The organism is Pseudophaeobacter sp. A-200-2 (assembly GCF_041008815.1).
GTDB classification, from domain to species: domain Bacteria; phylum Pseudomonadota; class Alphaproteobacteria; order Rhodobacterales; family Rhodobacteraceae; genus Phycobacter; species Phycobacter gallaeciensis_A.
Genome location: NZ_JAXGFU010000018.1, coordinates 1 through 13,209 on the forward strand (window position 1 = coordinate 1; position 13,209 = coordinate 13,209).

Annotated in this window: 14 protein-coding genes and 1 tRNA gene; 2 read left to right on the plus strand and 13 right to left on the minus strand. The window is 60.4% G+C overall.

Annotation, left to right across the window (positions count from 1 at the left end; all coding sequences use genetic code 11):
- Positions 1-6: 6 nt before the first annotated feature.
- Positions 7-83, plus strand: a tRNA-Met gene (locus SM766_RS20160).
- Positions 84-176: 93 nt separating this feature from the next.
- Here SM766_RS20160 and SM766_RS20165 read toward each other — a convergent pair.
- From SM766_RS20165 to SM766_RS20195, 7 genes are all read right to left on the minus strand, one after another.
- Positions 177-356, minus strand: coding sequence for a hypothetical protein (locus tag SM766_RS20165; protein WP_368948888.1), 180 nt, complete (start codon positions 354-356; stop codon positions 177-179).
- A 328-nt stretch (positions 357-684) separates the two neighbouring features.
- On the minus strand, positions 685-1,869 hold the full coding sequence (locus SM766_RS20170; protein WP_368948889.1) for an ABC transporter substrate-binding protein: 1,185 nt from the start codon (positions 1,867-1,869) through the stop codon (positions 685-687).
- Between the two features lie 15 nt (positions 1,870-1,884).
- Positions 1,885-2,850 (minus strand): CobW family GTP-binding protein, encoded by a 966-nt coding sequence (locus SM766_RS20175; protein ID WP_368948890.1) that lies wholly within the window; start codon positions 2,848-2,850, stop codon positions 1,885-1,887.
- Positions 2,847-3,176 (minus strand): hypothetical protein, encoded by a 330-nt coding sequence (locus tag SM766_RS20180; RefSeq protein ID WP_368948891.1) that lies wholly within the window; start codon positions 3,174-3,176, stop codon positions 2,847-2,849. Before SM766_RS20180 ends, SM766_RS20175 begins: the two co-directional genes overlap by 4 nt.
- A 62-nt stretch (positions 3,177-3,238) precedes the next feature.
- Positions 3,239-4,120, minus strand: coding sequence for a polysaccharide deacetylase family protein (locus tag SM766_RS20185; RefSeq protein ID WP_274836431.1), 882 nt, complete (start codon positions 4,118-4,120; stop codon positions 3,239-3,241).
- Between the two features lie 11 nt (positions 4,121-4,131).
- Positions 4,132-5,478 carry an amidase family protein gene (locus tag SM766_RS20190; protein WP_368948892.1) on the minus strand — a complete coding sequence of 449 codons (1,347 nt, stop codon included), beginning with the start codon at positions 5,476-5,478 and terminating at the stop codon, positions 4,132-4,134.
- 49 nt (positions 5,479-5,527) lie between these two features.
- Positions 5,528-7,036, minus strand: coding sequence for an NCS1 family transporter (locus tag SM766_RS20195; RefSeq protein ID WP_368948893.1), 1,509 nt, complete (start codon positions 7,034-7,036; stop codon positions 5,528-5,530).
- A 179-nt stretch (positions 7,037-7,215) separates the two neighbouring features.
- Between SM766_RS20195 and SM766_RS20200 the strand changes: the two genes are divergently transcribed.
- Entirely contained in the window at positions 7,216-8,232 is a 1,017-nt protein-coding gene (locus SM766_RS20200) for a GntR family transcriptional regulator (RefSeq protein ID WP_368948894.1), read from the plus strand.
- 297 nt (positions 8,233-8,529) lie between these two features.
- On the opposite strand, the gene SM766_RS20205 is transcribed toward SM766_RS20200, so the two are convergent.
- From SM766_RS20205 to SM766_RS20230, 6 genes are all read right to left on the minus strand, one after another.
- Positions 8,530-8,766, minus strand: a complete 237-nt coding sequence (locus SM766_RS20205; protein WP_065271767.1) for a thioredoxin family protein — start codon at positions 8,764-8,766, stop codon at positions 8,530-8,532.
- Positions 8,767-8,801: 35 nt separating this feature from the next.
- On the minus strand, positions 8,802-9,860 hold the full coding sequence (locus SM766_RS20210; protein ID WP_368948895.1) for a permease: 1,059 nt from the start codon (positions 9,858-9,860) through the stop codon (positions 8,802-8,804).
- Complete coding sequence (locus SM766_RS20215; RefSeq protein ID WP_368948896.1) at positions 9,857-10,144, minus strand: ArsR/SmtB family transcription factor; 288 nt, start codon at positions 10,142-10,144, stop codon at positions 9,857-9,859. The genes SM766_RS20210 and SM766_RS20215 overlap by 4 nt, the downstream gene beginning before the upstream one ends.
- A 243-nt stretch (positions 10,145-10,387) precedes the next feature.
- Positions 10,388-11,035, minus strand: coding sequence for a class I SAM-dependent methyltransferase (locus SM766_RS20220; RefSeq protein WP_368948897.1), 648 nt, complete (start codon positions 11,033-11,035; stop codon positions 10,388-10,390).
- Complete coding sequence (locus SM766_RS20225) at positions 11,028-12,257, minus strand: BtaA family protein (RefSeq protein ID WP_368948898.1); 1,230 nt, start codon at positions 12,255-12,257, stop codon at positions 11,028-11,030. The genes SM766_RS20220 and SM766_RS20225 overlap by 8 nt, the downstream gene beginning before the upstream one ends.
- A gap of 12 nt (positions 12,258-12,269) precedes the next feature.
- Complete coding sequence (locus SM766_RS20230; protein ID WP_368948899.1) at positions 12,270-13,085, minus strand: UDP-2,3-diacylglucosamine diphosphatase; 816 nt, start codon at positions 13,083-13,085, stop codon at positions 12,270-12,272.
- Positions 13,086-13,209: the final 124 nt, after the last annotated feature.

Below are 13,209 nucleotides of genomic sequence, written 5' to 3' on the forward strand. Positions count from 1 at the left end.
AATCTCCGCGGGATGGAGCAGCCCGGTAGCTCGTCAGGCTCATAACCTGAAGGTCGCAGGTTCAAATCCTGCTCCCGCAACCAAAAATAACGCAAAACGCCGCCTCTTGTGAGGCGGCGTTTTTGTGTTCCGCCAATGAGTCACTGCCAGACCGAACAATGGCGCGCTGACAGCCTTCAATCGCGCTTTGATTTATCGGGAAATCGACCTGCAACAAAGGGCTCCGCAAAGCCGCAAGCCATCAACGGAGAAGGGGGAAGGTCGTAAGCACTCTCTTCTGTCAAGCTGTTTGCGGATTTCAGAGATTGATTGGTCAACAAAGACAAAGCGGTGAACGGCGGCTTGATATTTGGCATGTCGCTAAGTCCTGGGTAAAAATACACAGGTATAAAAAACGCCCTCGGCTGTTTGAGACCACCTTAACGGGCACTGGTATCTTTATCCGCTTCAGGAAACATGGAGACGACCGTATGACTTGTCGCAGCCTACCGCGCTTCTACTCCCCCAGGGTGATCGACGGGGGCGATACTGGCGATGGAAATGGGGGGCCGGATCAATTCAAAAACTAGGTTTCGACATGTTCAGGAGGATCAGACGGATTTAAAGAGTTCGGTGTATCGTATGGCCCCAAAGTCTTCACAAGACTGCTGCCTCTGGCAATCCGCTTCGACACAGGGAGATCCACTATATCAGCGCGTCAGCGGTAATCAGATCCCATAGCCGGACCAGGAAGTTGTGCTCTTCCATTACGGAATTCCAGATCACGATCTGACTTTGCCGCGTTTCATAACTACCGCCCTCGCGGCGTTCTCCGGGGTGATAGACGACATTCCCAAACGCGTCACGGATTTCGCAAGCGGCAGGTTTGCCACCATACCAGAAATCCCACTCAACCGATGATAGATGCGCGCGCGTCGCGCTGGGGGCAGCCATATAGGCACCATTGCGCGCCATAATCGCGCCTGCGGGGCCGGACAGCCACCAGTTCAGATAAGCGTAGGCAAGGTCCTCGGTGCGCTGATCGAGATGCCGGGACAAGGCCATGCCGCCGCACCAGCCGCGATAGCCTTCGCGCGGTGCGCACATCCGGATGGGGATACCCTTGGCCTTTTGCGCGAGGTAATTCGACCACCACATGGTCGAAAGTTTGGCGGTCCCATCTGCGCCAGGCGTCCTATCGGTCCAGAACCCGGCGAAATGACCCGACAGTTGATATTGTTTGACGAGGCGGATGAAACTTCCGATTTCTCCGAGGGCCAGGTTTCCGGGATTATCGCATTGAAACTCGCCCCGTGCGCGCAAGGCCAGCAGCAGATCGGGCACGCCAATGGCTGCATCCGCCTGAATGGCGACCCTGCCGTGCCATTGCCCGGACAAAAGATCGCCCCAGCTCCTGGGCTCGGGGGCGGTGCTGTCTCCGACGATAGCAAAACTGTCGGCGTTATACACCGTTGGCAGCATGGAAATCTGGCCTGAGGCTGCCGGCCCCAATTCGCCGCTTTCCTGCACGAATAACCGGTCTCGCGGCGTGCCGCGCGGCGCCGTCCTGTCGGGGTCGCTCTGGAGCACCGGCCAGGACCAGATCTCGTCCCAGCAGTCGATCCGATCGACCTCGATCGGCCGTAGCGAACGCGCAGGCCAGACCAGATCAAGGTCATGAAACCACTGGTCGTAGATGTCGAAACTGTCTGGCGCCAGTACACCACGACGTTGTGCTTCGATCCCGTCCAAGGCGGTGAACTCAAGCCGGATACCCAGATCAGCCTCTGCCGAGGCGAGGACGGTGTCGATCAGCGTCACTCCGGTTCCCAACACGCGCAGCACGGGTGGGTTGGTATGCAAAGGCGGCGATGTCAGTGGTTCCGGCATTTTGCTTTATGTCTGTCAGGATGTTTTCACGTTCAAAAAGGCTTCAAACGAGGCACGCAACAACGTCATGTCCAGGTTACGGCCGATAAATACGAGGTGCGAGCTTTGATCGGAAGGCATCGCACTGTCAAGGTGACGCGGGTGGTGCAACGTGTGGCCGACCCCATCAATCAGGACGATCCCCTCGGGCGTTTTGAGCAGGCATTTTACCCGCAGCAGATTGGTGCCGTGGCGGTGGATAAGCGCAGAGAGCCAGACGACAAACCCGGTCCAGTCGAGCGGATCGTCGAAGCTGAGGCTCAGGGTCTGCGCGCCGGTGCCGTCGCTATGGGAGGGGGCGCGCGTCTGCGCCCGGACGGGGGCGCTGGTGCCATCGCTGGCGATATCCGCAAAGGTCGGACACTGCCTGGCATCGAGGAGCTGTGCTGTCGGGTTGATCAGCCCTAGCCGCAACTGAAGGTCCAGAAGCCGATCCTCGGGCACGAGGTCGGTCTTTGACAGCAGGATCGTGCTGGCCGCCGCCACCTGCGCCACCCATTCGGGCTGCTTCGCGTGCAGCGCGGCACCGTTCAGCGCATCGGCCACGGTCACCACGTCCTGCAGGATGACCTGATTGTGCAGCACCGGATCGAAGGTCAGCGTCGACAGGATTTGCGACGGGTCCGCCAGGCCGGTGGTTTCGATGACAATCCGGTCGAATTGCGGCACCTCGCCGTTTTGCGCCTGGCTCATCAGGTTCAGGATGGCGTCCTTCAGCTCGCCGCGGATCTGGCAGCAGATGCAGCCGGAGTCGAGCAGCACGGTATCGGGCGCGATGGTGCCCACCAGCAGGTGGTCGATGCCGACCGCCCCGAACTCATTCACCAGAACGGCGACGCGGCCTGCGGTGTCATCCTGCAGCGCGCGCGCCAGCCAGGTCGTTTTGCCTGCGCCCAGAAAGCCGGTCAGCAGGGTGATGGGAACCGCTGTGCGACGCGTCATGATTGCGCTCCTGGCTCAGGGAGGGTTTCAGGGAAGTTTGCCGGGTCCAGCGGGTCAAACCCGCCGCCGAATTCCGCTTCAAGCGCGGCCCAGACCTCGGTGACATTGCTGACAATGGCCTGCCGCCCGGTCAGATTGCGCAGGATATAGCTCTGCCCCTGCCAATCCGAGAGCTGGATACGCCTGCGGGCGAGCATGCGGTTGACCACTGCGATCCGCGTCGTCCGGTCCCGCCGCCGCAGCACCGGATCTGCCGAGGCCCTGGTTTCAAACCCGACGGCGCTCCAGTGATCATCCGTGCCAAAAATTCCGCATAATCCGCACATGCCGATATCCTCCGGGCTTGGTGGATTATTGGTGGGAGGGGAGGCCCCTCCCACCGTCTGGATCACGCTTTGCGCGGTGCGCGTGCGTTAAAGTCGTCTGCGATCTCGTCGAAGGTGGCCCATTGCACCCCTTCGTGGCTGTTGATGTATTCAATCAGCCGCTCGTGCATCATCAGAACCTGCGGACGGCCCGAGACATCGGGGTGGATGGTCATCGTGAACACCGCGTAGTCGTTTTCACGGTAGACGTAATCGAACTGGTCCTTCCACATCTGCTCGATATCGCGCGGGTTGACGAAACCGTGGCTGTTCGGCGCTTTCTTGATGAACATCATCGGCGGCAGATCGTCGAGATACCAGTTGGCGGGGATCTCGATCAGGTCGGTTTCCTCGCCCCGCTCCAGCGGCTTCATCCAGGTGTCGGGATGCTGGCTGTAGTCGATCTTGGTCCAGCTGTCGCCGACCCGCACCCGGTAGGGGTGGAAATCGTTGTGCATTAGCGAATGGTCGTATTTGATGCCCCGCTCCAGCAGCAGCTCGTTGGTGACATTGGAGAATTCCCACCAGGGCGCAACATAGCCGGTCGGACGCTTGCCGCTTAGCGCGGTTGCCAGTTCGATCGACTTGTCGAGGATCGCCATCTCCTGCTCGCGGGTCATCGCAATGGGGTTTTCATGCGAATAGCCGTGGATGCCGATCTCGTGACCTGCCTTGGCGACCGCTGCCATTTCCTCGGGGAAGGTTTCCATCGAGTGGCCGGGGATGAACCAGGTGGTCTTGATGCCGTATTTCTCGAACAGTTTCAGCAGGCGCGGCGAGCCGACTTCGCCCGCGAACATCCCGCGCGAGATATCATCGGGCGAGTCCTCGCCGCCATAGGACCCGAGCCAGCCGGCAACGGCATCGACATCCACGCCATAAGCGACAAAAATTTTCTTTGTCATTTCATTCTCCCTTATATGTTGAGGATTGGATGGGTAAGTGCGGGGAGGAGCTGCTCGGCCTGAACCAGCAGCCCCTCATCATTGCCAGAGGCGGCGGACAGCAGGATCGAGCCTTCGACACGGCCCGCTGCATCGCGCAGCGGCACCGCGAGGCCGGGCCAGTCCAGCAGGCTCCCGATCATCGTCGCACCCAGCAGTCTGGCGTTCAGCTCCTGCGCCGCCTTCTGGTCGTTCAGGTAGACCGGCAGCGGGTGGCGCAGCGAGGGCACCGTGGGGAAGGCGAGCAGCCTGTCGCCGATCTCGGCGCGGGCCGCCGCAATCAACTGCTCCCGTTTCTGCAGGTAACCGGCATAGTCCGCATCGCTCAGGACCGGCGCCTGCTGCAGCCGCGTGCGGATCACCGGGTCGATCCTGCTGGCCTCGTCGCTGGCCAGCAGGTCCGCATATTTCCGCCGGGCCTCGATCGCGACCAGTGGTCCCTCAGCGGCGGTCAGGGCGCGCAGCTCGTCCACCGCCGTCAGATGTGCGGCGCGCACGGTCCATCCCACAGCGGCCAGACGGCTCAGCGCCGCCTGATAGGCTGCGGTGACCTCCGGGTCCCAGACCGGCCCGAGGCTCTCTGACAGATCGAGGATCTCGGTCTTTGCCGTGTCGGGGCTGGTTGCTGGTCTGGTGTTCAGAATGTGATCCGCTGCGCGCAGCACGTCAAAGGACCGCGCGAATGTGCCAACGGTATCAAGCGTCCGGGACAGCTCGTGCACGCCGGTTCGATCATAACGGTTCGCACTGGGCTTGAAGCCAAAGATGCCATTCAGCGCCGCAGGCAGCCGGACGGAGCCCGAGGTATCGGTGCCGATCCCGAGATCGGCCAGCCCCGCCGCGACCAGCACCGCAGAGCCCGAGGAAGAGCCGCCCGGCAGCAGCGGCACCGTCTCTGACAGGGCAGAGGGCGGGGTGCCGAAATGCGGGTTGATGCCAAGGCCCGAGAAGGCAAATTCCGAGAGGCCGGTCCGCCCCAGCGATACGCCGCCGGCGGCCTCGATCAGAGAGACACAGGCTGCGTCCTGCGTCGCAGGCTGCGCGGATTTGCGCAGCGCCGAACCGCAGGTGGTGATCTGGCCCGTCTGGTCGATAATGTCCTTCCACAGGACGCTGATCCCGTCGAGAGACCCTAACGCCTGACCACGGGACGCGCGGTCTTCGGCCTGTGCGGCCTGCGTCATCGCGCGTTCTGCGGTGATCGCGGTGCAGGCGCCTGTCTCTTGCCAGCCTTCCAGCGCGTGCAGCGCGGCAGCCGTTCGTTCCGTCACCGGAACTGTCGTTGTCCTGGCTGAGTGATGCTCTTCAAAAAATATCATGATGGTCTCCACGGGCGGGTGCGATCTGCCCCCGCCCGGATTGATCGGCTTAGAGGTCTTCGCGAGCGATCGCATCCGACGGGATGTCTGCGGTTCTGACCCGCTGCATGCCGTTTTCCGCCGTGTAGACCCAGTTTAGATCCACAGATGTCGCGAGGTATTTCGCATCGTCCGGGTCGTTGATCTCGGCCTGTTCATGACGCGGCAGGACCCAGGCTTTCATCAGGACGAAATACACCGCCATCGCAGCCGGGAAGCCGACGACATAAGCGTATTGGATGAAATACAGCGCCAGCCCGCCACCAACGGCCCAGGCGATCAGACCCGCCGGGTTCCAGCCGCCAAAGTAACGGAACTGGCCGTCTTCGCGGTAGAGGTCCGGCACGTTCAGGCGGCGACCCCGGATCAGGAAATAGTCGCAGACCATGATGCCGCCGACAGCAGACAGCATCGCGCCATACATGCCGAGGTAGGTGAACAGGTGGTTCAGGATCAGCCAGGGCATGGTGAGCGTGCCGACGATACCCGCAATCACGATGCCCATCGCATAGGTGATGCGCGGCGCGCCAGCGTTCACGAAGGTTAGCGCGGCCGGGATCAGGTTTGCACTGGTGTTGGTGGACCACTGCGCGAGGATGACCATCGCGAGCAGCACGACCAGCGTCACCCCGGTGCCCTGCGCCTGAATGACGTTGATCGGGTTCCAGTCCCCGGTCGCGATAAAGGAAACCGCCCCGATCAGCGCGATCCAGCTCTGCGCCACCGGCAGGGCGATGAACTGCGCCGCAAAGATGTTGCGGTTACGACGGAAGAAGCTTGTCTCGCCGCTATTCGTCTTCAGAAAGCGGGTGATATTGGGGATATCCACCGCAAGTGCCGACCAGAACGCCATATTGGCCACGAAGAGCGCGACGATGCTCATTTCCGCGTCACCGGCAAAGGTCCAGATGTTATGACCGCTCGCCGAGGCGACGTTTTCGAGGGTGTAATACATCCAGATCGAGATCGCGATGATCGCAGGCGCCGCAATGCTGGCGAGCAGCTGCACGGCCCGGATGCCCATCGCGGTGTTGATAATCTGGATCAGGCCGAAGGCGACATACCAGAAGACCCAGCTGTCGAAGCCGCCCAAGTAGGACACGATGCCGTTCAGCGCGAGCGCCCCGAGATAGGTCTGGATACCGAACCAGGCCGCCGCCACGATGCCGCGGGTGACCGAAGGCAGGTGGGTGCCGACGGTGCCGAACGGCGCCCGCAGATAGACCGCAAAGCTGATGCCATGCTCGGTGCCGATATCCGCCGTCAGGGCCATCACCAGCCCAAGCACAAGATTGGCAAGGAAAATAGTTCCGATCACCGTCGTCAGCGGCAATCCGGAAACCCCGCCCGCGCCCAGTTGGAAGGTCGCGATAATGACCGCCATACCAATCCAGATCCATACGTAGCCCAGTCCGCCGATGGTCCGCTGATTGAGCCAGACCGGCAAGATTGAAGCTTCTAACAGATGTGATTTCCCATCCGTCCTCGGGGGCTGCACCGCCGCTTCCGAATATGCCATCTCGTGTCCTCCCGTACATTAATGATCTTTTGTATTCATAAGATCATTTTAGAAAAAGGGAAGTCTTTTGTTTCCCCCTCCGGCGGCCTAAGATGGGTTACAGATGGGGTCTGGGGGCTCGGCACACGCCAGTTGGGTGGCTGAAATCCGAAACAGAATGCAAAAGCGAAGTTTAAAATTTGTCCATAATTCCCAGATACATATCGATTTCCCAGGCGATCAAAGATGCCATAGAGGCTGGGCGGTTGGAGACGGGGCAAGTCCTGACCGAAGAGCCATTGGCCCGGCATTTCGGCACCAGCAGAACCACGATCAGAAAGGCGCTTGCCGAGCTCCATTCTGTAAAAATGATCACCCGCTTCGAAGGCCGGGGCTTCCTGGTCGGGAGTGATTCTTCTGTCCCGCCGCGTCGGGATTCGATTGAACAGGCCCTGTTCGATTCAACAGCAAGCCGCAGCGTTCCAAGAGCGCTGTCCAACCCTGATCAGATCCTGCCAGTCCTGCGCGATGAGCTGATCCGCGCCCTTCCCTTCGGCCCTCTGCAAATCAACGAGAGCAAGCTCACCGAGCGCTTTTCCGTCAGCCGCTCGGTCGTCCGCGACATGCTCTCGCAACTCCGCAGTTCCGGCATCGTAGAGAAGAATGAGCGCTCCAAATGGGTGTTGCCGGTTCTGACCGCTCTGGACGTGCGCAATCACTATCAGTTGCGCATCCTGCTGGAGCCTGTGGCGCTGGCAGAGGCGGCGCCACATATCGAAAAAAGCTACATTGAACGGGCCTTGGTGCGGGCACGGGAGCTGGACCGCCAAGACAGGGATCTGGACGCGAATGACATTTCCGAAATGGAAAACGCCTTGCATGTGCAGGCGCTGTCTGGCTGCCACAACAACCACTTGCTCAAGACTCTTCAAAAATCGCGCTTGGTCTTGGCAATCAATGAAATGTTCCGCCTGCTTCTTGGTCGGTCGCCGGGGACCAGCCGTCTCATTTCAGAACACATCGCGGTTCTTGAAGCTCTGACGCGCAACGATACAGCCGCCGCGGCCTCCTTACTGGAATTTCATCTTCTGGAAGCACGGGAACGTACCTGCAAAAGGTTGCAAACCCTTTCGGTATTACTGCCACCAGAATTGCCCAGTTATCTGACGCCAGGAATGATCTCGATAAACCAGACCGCATTGCTCAACGGAAAGTAGCGACTTCGGGACGCAATAGACTGTACCTTAGTTCGGGCGGCAACCACACCGCTGCGAGAGGATAAAAGCTGCTTTGGGAGCGGGGCGCCAGATTGATCGGACGGCTGCCCTCAGTGAGCTGCACAGAGGACGTCACGTGTACTACATCTTTGGCGAGATGCCCCATGCCAGCCTCCGCAACGGCGGGAAACCACCAGCCCGTTGCGACTGGCTTTGCGTCCGGTTCGCGACTGTTGATTTGGCGCATCGTCCGCGGTGTCCAGGCAAAATTGGCTGCTAAAGCTTAGATCCGGCTGCTCAGGCGGTTAGCCATTGCTCCAGCTTGGCCGGGTCGGGAAGTCCGCCCACATGGACAAGCTTGCCGTCCACCGCGAGCCCGGGTGTCGACATGACACCTGCCATTGCGATGGATTTCGCGTCCGTCACCTTTTCGAGGGTGATTTCAACGCCCAGTTTCGCTGCTGCGTCGCGGACCATGTTCTCTGTGGTTTCACAGCGCTTGCAGCCGGGACCGTAGACTTTGACAGATTTCACGGGATGTCCTTTCAAGAGCGGATCTATGGGGGCGTTTACAGAAGGAAGTTGAACAGATAGCCAGTGGCGAGAATACCGGCGGCAACTATGGCGATAAAAATCGCGATCAGACGTAGGGTCAGCACCTGTTTGAGAATTATCATTTCGGGCAGCGACAGGGCGATCACCGACATCATGAAAGCAAGCGTCGTGCCAAGGGCCGCGCCCTTGCCAAGCAGTGCCTCGACGATGGGAATGACACCCGCGGCATTGGTGTACATCGGCACGCCCAAGACGACCGCCGCCGGCACTGACCACCATGCCTCACCGCCCATGATTTTCAGCATCATCGCTTCGGGGACATACCCGTGGATCAGCGCGCCAATTCCGATCCCGATCAGCACCCAGATCCAGACTTTGCCGACAATTTCACGGACTTGCTCTGCGCCGGTTTTCAACCTGTCGACGAAAGTAACCGTCTCCTCGGGGAGGGCACCAACAGGACCTGCATTCAGGTCGCGCACCCAGTCCTGCAGATAGCGTTCCAGTCGCATTTTTCCCATCACGTAGCCGGTGACGGTTGCGATCGTGAAACCGAATACAAGGTAGATCGTGGCGATTTTCCATCCCACCAGAGCATAGAGCAGCCCAAGTCCGACCGGACCGACCATCGGACCGGCAATCAGGAACGAAAACGTCACGCCCAAGGGAACCCCTGCGGAGACGAAACCGATGAAAAGGGGCACGGATGAGCAAGAACAAAACGGTGTCAGAACACCAAGAAAGGCGGCCAGCGGATAGCCAAAGAACTCCCGCTTGCCAGCCAGGATGGTACGCGTCTTTTCGGGGCTGAACCAGCTGCGCAGGACACCCGTCACGAAGACGATGCCGGTAAGAAGCAGGAGCACTTTCGGGACGTCATATACGAAGAAGGCGATCGCTTCGCCGGTGTGACTGTCACGGGCAACGGGCAAAAGGCTGGTGACCCATTCAGAAAACGGGATCAACTGCCCGTATACCAGCCAGCCAACGACCGCGGCCCCGACAACAGCCGCATACCACAGCCAATCCGGTGCCGCATGCTTCGCGGGGAGTCCTTGGGTATCTGTGGTCATGCCATCTCCTGTTCGAGAGAGTTTTCCGCCAGCAAGACCGCAGAGATGACAGCCGCGATTTCTGCCGGGATATTCGGGTTATGACGATACCTGACCCATTGAGCGTCTCGCCGGTCGATAACCAGACCAGCTTCGCGCAGCACCTTCATGTGTCGCGACATGCGGCTTTGGCTTACATCAAGCCGCTCCATCAACTCACAGACGCAGTGCTCGCCGCCGTCCCAAACGATGGCGAGGGCGGCGCGGCGGGTCGAGTCATAAATGGCGTTTAGTATCTCTTGCATGACGCATGTATATGCGGCCTGCCGCATATGCGCGTTGATCCACGTCAACTGGCCCCATTGGGTGAATCACTGGATCTCAGCCTGTGGTGCTTGCTCAGCGAAGTCTGCTTCTTTGGGGCGCGGCATCGCCGCGGTGACAACCAGTTGTGCACCCCGGAATGCCTTGTCTGTGATCGGTTTTTCGCCGGTGCTGCCTGAAAGAGGCAGCGGTCCGCAGCAGGCCCGGAGCGCCGCGCCGTGGTGTCAACGCGGCCTGCGCAGCACGCCGTGCTGCGCATAGCCGCGGTAAAGCTGGCGATGCTCTGCCGTGCCGCCGGTCTCTGCGGCAATCCTGTGCAGGGTGGTTTTAAGGTTCAGCCGTGGACTGACGTGAAATTTCGCCAGCCATCGGCGCAGTGAGGCTTCAAACCAGTCAGGCCATCCGGACTGATCCGAGAAATCCACCACATGCAGTTCACCGCCGGGCTTCAGATGAGCGGCCGCCACGCGCAGGGCGGTCTTCCAGTCCGGGATCATCGAAATCCCGTAGGAGACAAAGATCCGGTCGAACCGGGGGCGCTGAAACAGCGTGGCACCGTCAAAATCGCAGGCGTCTGCCTGAGCCAGCTGTGCCCGGTCTTTCAATTTCGCCTGTGCCGAACGCAGCATCTGGGACGAAATATCCAGGCCGTAAAAGGCGCAATGCGGGTATTTGCGGGCCGCCAGATGCAGGTTCCGCCCGGTGCCGCAGGCCACCTCCAGAATATGCGCACCTTCCTTGGGGGCGAGGTCTGCAATCAAACGGTCGCGTCCGAACAGGTAGTATTTACGGGTCAGATCATAAATCATCCGTTGATGGCGGTAGGTCTGATCCATCAGATCAGCGTGGGTATCGGGCGCTGAATCAAACATGGGAAGGCCCTTTGTAGCGGTAGAGGTGGAAGGCGCCGTAGATGGCCGAACGATCCTCTGCCGTGCCTTTGGCCGAGGCTTCAGCGTCATAGGTCCATTGGTTCAGAAGATCGGGCCGGACCCGGCCAGGCAGGATATCGGCGCTGCCGCCGGTGCGGAAAATCACCCGTGCGCCCGGTCTTGCCGTGCGGGTGATCTGCGCCCAGAGCGCATTCAGCTGCGTATCATTCATCCAGTCCTGCGCATCCAGCAGCACGTAGCCGTCCTTGCACCCGTCCGGTTCGGCTTCCAGCAGATCGGTCAAGGAGCGATTCACGATCCGTCCGTTGCCAGCACTCTGCCGCAGAGCCTCGAAGTTTTCCCGGTTCAGGTAGGGTGGCAATGATCCATCCGGGGCGGGGTCGTATTGCCGGGCAAAGGCCTGCCAGGCGAAATAATTCTCCCGGATCGGGAAATCGCACATCAGCTTGCGCACCCGTTCGCGCAGTACCGGCAGGACGTCGCCACCACCGTCAGCGGCGAGCTTGTCATACTGCGCCGGGGGGATGCCAAGGCCGAACAGGGCGGCGCGGAACCCGGCCAGTTTGCGCACCAGCCACATGTCGAACAGCGGCGCGATCTCTTCATCGAAAAACGCCTGCTGGTCCTCTACCGTCCGCGCTGCCAGAAGCGGCGCGAAGTCTACGCGGCCAAGGCGGGCTACCAGATGCACGGCGCCGAGGAAACGCCCCAGCAGACCGTGCCGGTAAAACCGGTTTTGAAACACGGAGATCCGGCGGCGGATCGGTTGCCGCGCGTCCCAGAAATCCCGCGTGTGCGGGTCCAGATTGGGGCGGATGTAGCGGTCATAGAGCGCGACATTGCTGGCCAGATCGGCCCGGGCAAAGAACTGGTAGAACGCCGCATGATCCGGCAGGCAGCGCGCTGCGGTCAGTTTCAACTGCCCTAGCGCCACATGGGCAGGCGACAGATCGACGGCGGTAACCGACGCGGGGCCTGCAGTGAGATAGGACATTAGGTTGCAGCTGCCGGACGCGATACAGACCAGATTGTCTCCCGGCTTGATATTCAGGGCTGCCATATCGACAACCGGATCTTCCCAGATCTGCGGATAGACAAGGCCCAGAAACAGGCGCGAAAACAGGCGCTCCAGCCGTCCGGTTGCGGCATCGCCATCTTGCAAAACGGCAGCATCCAGCCGCGCCTGTGCGGTCGTGCTCATCGGGGGCACCTCTCATACATTTTCAAGTTGCCTGTCTTTTTCGAACTGTTTGTCCTTGCGCCGCGCCCGGCGGCTGCGGTGATGGGCGCGCCGGGCAGAGCGGGTCCAGTCGATCAGCACCAGTTGCCCGTCTTCCCGTTCCGCCACGGCGGTGCAGCTTTCGACCCAGTCGCCGGTGTTGACGTAGGAAATCTCGCCAATATCGCGGAGGGCGGCGCTGTGGATATGGCCGCAGATAACCCCGTCATAACCACCGCGCCGGGCCTCGGCAGTCAGGACGTTTTCATATTCGCTGATGAAATTGACCGCCTGTTTGACCTGATGCTTGGCCCATTTGGACAAGGACCAGTATTGCCCGCCCCAAAGATGCCGCAGCCGGTTGATGCGGGTGTTGAGCCAGAGCATGAAATCGTAGGCTCGGTCTCCAAGGTGGGCCAGCCACCTTGCATTGACCACCACGGAATCGAACTGGTCGCCATGGGTCACCAGATAGCGTTTGTTGTTGGCGGCGATAAAATCTGCCGTCTGCACCACCTCGATGCCGCCGAAATGCGTCCCGAGGTAGGAGCGCAGGAATTCGTCGTGATTGCCGGGGATCAGATAGATCTCGGCGCCATCATGCGCCTTTGCCAGGATCGCCTGTACCACATCGTTATGGGCCTGCGGCCACAGGAAGCCTTTGCGCTGGATCCGCCAGGCGTCGATGATGTCCCCCACCAGGTAATAGCTGTCCGCGTCGTGACTGTTGAGGAAGTCCAGCAACAGTTCGGCCTGGCACCCCGGGGTACCCAGATGGATGTCAGACAGAAAGAGGGTGCGGTACTTCATCGTGCTCGCCCGTGCTGCTGCGCGTGGCGCCAGAGGTACCGCAGCTATTTGACAGAAGCATGACGGTCCTGGCTTGGCGCGTTTCGGCCGACCCGGAGAGATGTAAGGTTGCTGAAAGCTTGCT

Bases quoted from the DNA above. Each gene is read 5' to 3' on its own strand.
- SM766_RS20230 (WP_368948899.1), bottom strand. From the start codon at position 13,085: ATGAAGTACCGCACCCTCTTTCTGTCTGACATCCATCTGGGTACCCCG.
- SM766_RS20220 (WP_368948897.1), bottom strand. From the start codon at position 11,035: ATGTTTGATTCAGCGCCCGATACCCACGCTGATCTGATGGATCAGACC.
- SM766_RS20170 (WP_368948889.1), bottom strand. From the start codon at position 1,869: ATGCCGGAACCACTGACATCGCCGCCTTTGCATACCAACCCACCCGTG.
- SM766_RS20210 (WP_368948895.1), bottom strand. From the start codon at position 9,860: ATGACCACAGATACCCAAGGACTCCCCGCGAAGCATGCGGCACCGGAT.
- SM766_RS20165 (WP_368948888.1), bottom strand. From the start codon at position 356: ATGCCAAATATCAAGCCGCCGTTCACCGCTTTGTCTTTGTTGACCAAT.
- SM766_RS20225 (WP_368948898.1), bottom strand. From the start codon at position 12,257: ATGAGCACGACCGCACAGGCGCGGCTGGATGCTGCCGTTTTGCAAGAT.
- SM766_RS20185 (WP_274836431.1), bottom strand. From the start codon at position 4,120: ATGACAAAGAAAATTTTTGTCGCTTATGGCGTGGATGTCGATGCCGTT.
- SM766_RS20175 (WP_368948890.1), bottom strand. From the start codon at position 2,850: ATGACGCGTCGCACAGCGGTTCCCATCACCCTGCTGACCGGCTTTCTG.
- SM766_RS20215 (WP_368948896.1), bottom strand. From the start codon at position 10,144: ATGCAAGAGATACTAAACGCCATTTATGACTCGACCCGCCGCGCCGCC.
- SM766_RS20195 (WP_368948893.1), bottom strand. From the start codon at position 7,036: ATGGCATATTCGGAAGCGGCGGTGCAGCCCCCGAGGACGGATGGGAAA.
- SM766_RS20180 (WP_368948891.1), bottom strand. From the start codon at position 3,176: ATGTGCGGATTATGCGGAATTTTTGGCACGGATGATCACTGGAGCGCC.
- SM766_RS20190 (WP_368948892.1), bottom strand. From the start codon at position 5,478: ATGATATTTTTTGAAGAGCATCACTCAGCCAGGACAACGACAGTTCCG.